We start from the raw sequence: 5,367 nt of genomic DNA, 5'->3' as shown, positions 1-5,367 counted from the left end.
AAATATTTTTTAAACAAAGAAAGGTAGAAAAATGGCAAAAAAATACGACCTTCCAAAAGATGAATTTGACATCAACAGCGTAGAAGTAACTGAGCAGAAACCAACTGAGGAAGCGGAAGAGAAAGCAGTAGAAACAGAAGCCCCTCAAGAAGATAAAAAGCTAGTAGTAGAAGCAGTTACCCCTCAAAAGAAGAAAGGCGGACGGAAGTCTGCTTCATTGCAGGCAATCGAGCAAAAACTGGATTTTGTGAAGCGCGACAAGGCAATTCGCGAGCATGAGGTTGCTGACTTTACCGTAAAGGCAGAACGGAACGCAGTCCGTGAGCTTGCAGTACGCCATCTTGTGTTGAATTACGATATTACAGAAGATTATGCTTCTAAAATCCTTTGTTTCATCTATGACAACGCACGAAAGCTAGACGGGCATACAATCTACTTTGACGGCCTTCAAACTATCGCAGAAGCGTTAGAATTGTCTTATCCAACCGTACAAAAGACGGTCAAGAAATTGCGTGATAAGAAAGTTATCAGCAACGCTGCAATCGGGCAAGGCAGTTACGAGTTATCAGCGGAAGCAGAACGATTTTTCAAGTCGATCAGCAACAACATCCAAATCGTCTTGACGTTTGAGCCAGTCGATGAAGTACAATTGGAAGCAGTCAACGAAGACGGCACAATTAACGAGGATATGGTAAAATAATCAAGAAAAACCACAAATTTGTAGATTTTTCACCCTTTACATTTTAGGAAAAACTAATACATTTTAGCAAAAACAATAGATTTTACCCTAAAATCTAATAAAAAGGCGCTTTTCCTATAAAATAGTAGGAAAAAACAATAGATTTAGGGTAAAAATCTAACAAAAAAACGTCCAAAAACTCATTGTTCATTTAACGGTCCATAAGGGGGTGCGAAGCACTCCCAACCACTACACTCGTACCCACGTACCTCACTACCACGCTTTTTCATGGGGTAAGACTTCTCTCTCCCTTATCTCTCAACACCTAGCCTACTATACCACCACCAGCACCACCCCCTTATATCTTGAAAGGAGTTCTCTAATGGGTTCATCTCTGCTTAGTTTTAATCATTTTGCTTGCTATCCTGACGGAGACCCGAGCCTATACTCTAGTTATTTCTGCATGAGTGATAAAAGGATTAAACTACCTAACTTTACTCTAGAACTACAAGCAGAGCTAAAACGAGCTGGAGACAAAGCCATTCCAGTCAATGCAAGAGAGTTCTATAACGATATATTCCAAGACGACTTACAAGAGAAAAGGAAGTCTGTTCATGAGGAATACAAGAAAGGGGAGTACAGTGGTATCTTTATTGAGATTGAACAACTAAGCGACAAGGCTGGTAAACCCCTCTATCACGAAGAAGGCAAATACAAAGGTCATAGGGTTACGAAGTCAAGAAATCACTTATTCTTTAAAGGCAATAAAGAACTCTATCACAAGATAGACCATAGTGATAACTTTATCATCACGAACGGCATTTCTTACGTCGGTAAACGTCGCATTCAAGATAACGTAGCAAAAATGTATGCAATGGCTATTGAGATTGACGGCATCAAAGGCTTGGACGGAGTTCGGCAACTAATTCACACTTGGCATCGACCAGTTATTGAAATGGACGGTAAGAAATTCTATACCATGACACCACAGCCGACCTATATCACTTGTAGCGGTCGTGGTTTGCATTTGTATTTTGTATTTGAAGAACCGATTGTTTTATATAAAAATATCTTTGAAGAGTTATCACGAGTTCGCAAGCGTTGGGTTGATTTATTTTGGAATTCACGAGTTACCAAAATGAGCGACAAGAACAGTATTCAGTACGAAACACTTACCCAGGGCTTTCGTGCAGTCGGTAGCAAGACACGACTAGATGATACCTACGTTCTAGCCTTTAAAACAGGCGAGAAGCACACGCTGGAAAGCTTGAATGAAATTCTTTCTGATGATGATAAAATCAAAATCGGTTATAAGTCTAAAATGAGCTTGGAAGAAGCTAAAAAGAGGTATCCTGATTGGTACCAGCGCCGAATTGTTGAGGGACAAAAGAAATCAAGTGAAGATTTTGTCTTTCACAGATACCGTGGAATTTACGATAATTGGAAACAAAAGATTATCAGCGGTGCTACTGTCGGCAAGCGTTACTATTGTCTTGAAAATCTTTGCTCTCTAGCAGTTCAATGTTGTATCAGTCCCGAAGAGCTGGAAGAGGACTGTAAAATGATTATGGAACATTTTGAGACTTTAACAGATGACGATAAGAACCATTTTACAATGTCTGACGTTATTTCAGCTCTTAGCACGTATTACAGAAACGATACAAGCGCATTTACACGCAAAATTGAGTTTATCAGCGAACGGACTGGAATACCGCTTCAGCGAGCCAAACGAAATGGCAATACAAGAGCGGAACACGTTGAAATCATGAATTTCACAAGGCAATTAAAAGGGCGTAAAGATAGCAAATATTTAGGCGGACGACCTGATAAAAAAGCGATTGTCCAAGAATGGCGCAAAAACAACCCTTGGGGCAAGAAAAATGATTGTCATCGAGAAACTGGTTTATCACGGACAACAATTACAAAGTATTGGAATGTTGAAACAGACGAGTAAAAACTACTCAAATCGATTTTAAGCCCTGAAACGTGTGTAGATAACTATAAAAAACAAAGTGAAGTATCTTTCGAGGGTAAATATACCACCCCCACGATTAAGGCTCTTAAAACACGTTTTAGAGCCTTAGAAAACGACACAAAAAAAGCAAGATCATTTGACCTTGCTTTTTTGTTTAGATACAGTTGATACAAAACAGCTAACCCCTTGTAGCCCTAAGATTGATACAGAAAATACACTTTTTCTTTAAAAACAACTGTATTTTTTAACTAGAAAGGCGCAAATCCTTGATATTACTGCGTTTGTGAGGTGCTGAGAGGGCAATTCTGACGCATTTTCAACCTCTTCCGTGGGTAATCTATCACGACTTTTCTTTAAAATCACTACCACAGACACCTCTTAAACCCTTGTGGCTCTAAGAGTTTCAGCTTTTTAAGACCAAACAAAAAGGATCTGCAATATGCAGACCCTCTTTGTTTTTTTCTTTTTTTAGTTTTGGTATAAATACGATTGCGCAATTACTGAAATTCTATTGTGTCCCAAAGCTTTTGAGACGTGAAGCATGGCTTGTTTATCATAAACCTCGCCTGCTCTATCTTTTCTCATAATGTATTTTTCTTCTGTTGGAATATCAGCAATATCCCTTTTTAATTGATTATACAAGCGATTAGCGTAAGTCGCTCGATAAAAGTGATTGTCGTAATTAGACGATAATTTATTAAACAATCGTCCTTGTTTGGATTGTATCCATTTTACGATTTCTTTTGTTTCCGCTTCTGTTTTTCCTACGATTTTGGCAACTCTAGGCTTACCGCCTTTCGTTCCCTTGTCTACGTTTAAATAAGCCTGCCCATTCTCAAAAAATAGGTCTTCGGCTCTAATCATTGTCATTTCTTTCCTTCTAAGACCTGTCGCACTTGTGAATCGTGCCAGCTCTTCCTCTTTTTTATCTGAAATATGTTTGTCTCGCTCTGCAACCCCTCTAGACCGTTTAATATCGGCTCTTAATCGTGGAGGTGTTGCAATGAATTGTGTAGCTTCTACGCCCATAACCTTGGCTATTGCAGCCTTTGCGGTTGAAATTGAGTAAGCAGACCGCTCTAATTCAATTAGATGTCTTAAATACTCGTCTACGAACGCTCTAGCGTCCTCTAACGTGACCGCTTCTGGATGGGCTTTGTCTAGCCATTCCGCAAAGTGTCGGAACTGTTGTTTATACGTTTCAAACGTTGCTTTTGAATAGATTTTATTTCTTGTATCGGCTTCTGCCTTATCTTCTGACCGCTTAGACCCCATGCCAGCCTTTAACATGGCTTGCAGTCGTAGTCTAGCGGTTTTACGATAGCCCTCTTTCTGTTGTAGAGCCTTTTCTTTTCTCTTTTGGCGTTTTTTATTCCAGCGCCCTGGAGATTGGTGAACCGTCATATTGACCCCTTTCTAATTGAATTTGAAAAGATTGTTTTTCATTCGTTCAGACGTGTCCGTTCAAACTTCGGAGTAAATCACTCTCCTATGCCGAGGGTTAAGACCTCATTGTACGTTAGTCGTACAATTATTTAACGTAAAATAACGTTAATGCAATCTTTTAAAGTCTCTGCGTGACTCCATCTTTATAGATGGGCAATCTTTTAAAGTCTCTGCGTGACTCCAATTTTTGTAGAGTTTAGGCTCTCTTACTACTGACTTCTTGAAAAACTCGGTATTTGACTGCTCTTTTTTTCTTTCCTTTCTTTCTTTTTTTCTAACTACACTATTTTTTGATAATTTTAACGCTTATTTTTCCTCTTCTGTTCCTTTTTTCTTCCTTTCTTTCGTTTTTTTCTTTTCGGTAATTGCGTTTTTTATTTTTCCTCATTCATTGATCTGATAATAAATCATCAGGTCAATTTCACGTTCTCTAGCTTTTCAATTTATCATACTTATAGTATGCCACATTTTTATAAAAATAAAAATCAAACTGAAACACAAAAAAATTTCAGATAAACACAAAACTAGGGGGATAAATGTTTATACGTTCATTTTTCTGCGAAAAAATATCCGTATAAACATTTATCCGCTCAGCGAAAAGGCTTTGGGCGCCTTTCCTTTTTCGCTCTTTCGGACGAATCACGTCCGAACGTCTGCGCTATCGCATTGCAGACGTAAGCCCCCCACAAATCAGAAAATAGCACTTTTCAAATTCAGCTAGACCCCCTTACCAGATTTCGGCTATCCGGACACATAACGCTATGTTGTAATTAATTTAGCACTACTATCAAATTAAAATATTAAAATCACTAAATTAAAAAATTAAAATTATTAAATTAAAATACTAAAATTGCTAAAATTAATTTTACATTTACCTTAAATTAAAAAACGAAAGTATGCAAAATTAAGTAGAAATATATTTAAAATTAAAATATTCTTATTTAATATTTTAATTTAATACTCTATGAAATTAAATCTATTTTTTAAACTCTGCACAAACTAAATGAGTTAGCAAATAAAACAAAATTTTAGCAAGCACCTTTTTAGTTTCCCTTCTTTTTCCTCCTCCTCGTCTTGATAAAAAGCCCTATAAATAAGGCTTTAAGGATCTATATTGCTAAATTAAAAGATTAATAATATCAAAATAGAAATTTTTTTATAATAATTAAACATTTCACTTGTACTATTTTAGAATATGTGCTATACTATAGTTAATTAGATAGGATATAAAATTAAAATATTTTTTAAACAAAGAAAGGTAGAAAAA

Annotated in this window: 3 protein-coding genes; 2 read left to right on the top strand and 1 reads right to left on the bottom strand. The window is 36.9% G+C overall.

Annotated elements, in window-relative coordinates; all coding sequences use genetic code 11:
- Positions 1–31: 31 nt before the first annotated feature.
- Both HMPREF2917_RS00015 and HMPREF2917_RS00010 read left to right on the top strand, forming a co-directional pair.
- The gene (locus tag HMPREF2917_RS00015) at positions 32–700 is read left to right on the top strand and encodes a hypothetical protein (protein WP_070588566.1); all 669 of its coding nucleotides are present in this window, start codon (positions 32–34) and stop codon (positions 698–700) included.
- Between the two features lie 361 nt (positions 701–1,061).
- Positions 1,062–2,633, top strand: a complete 1,572-nt coding sequence (locus tag HMPREF2917_RS00010) for a hypothetical protein (protein ID WP_070588564.1) — start codon at positions 1,062–1,064, stop codon at positions 2,631–2,633.
- A gap of 489 nt (positions 2,634–3,122) precedes the next feature.
- Here the strand turns inward: HMPREF2917_RS00010 and HMPREF2917_RS00005 are convergent, their stop codons facing one another.
- On the bottom strand, positions 3,123–4,058 hold the full coding sequence (locus tag HMPREF2917_RS00005; RefSeq protein WP_070588563.1) for an integrase domain-containing protein: 936 nt from the start codon (positions 4,056–4,058) through the stop codon (positions 3,123–3,125).
- Positions 4,059–5,367 lie beyond the last annotated feature (1,309 nt).

This window comes from Streptococcus sp. HMSC061E03 (assembly GCF_001813505.1).
Lineage (GTDB): Bacteria > Bacillota > Bacilli > Lactobacillales > Streptococcaceae > Streptococcus.
This window is presented reverse-complemented; position numbering and strand designations above follow the sequence as displayed.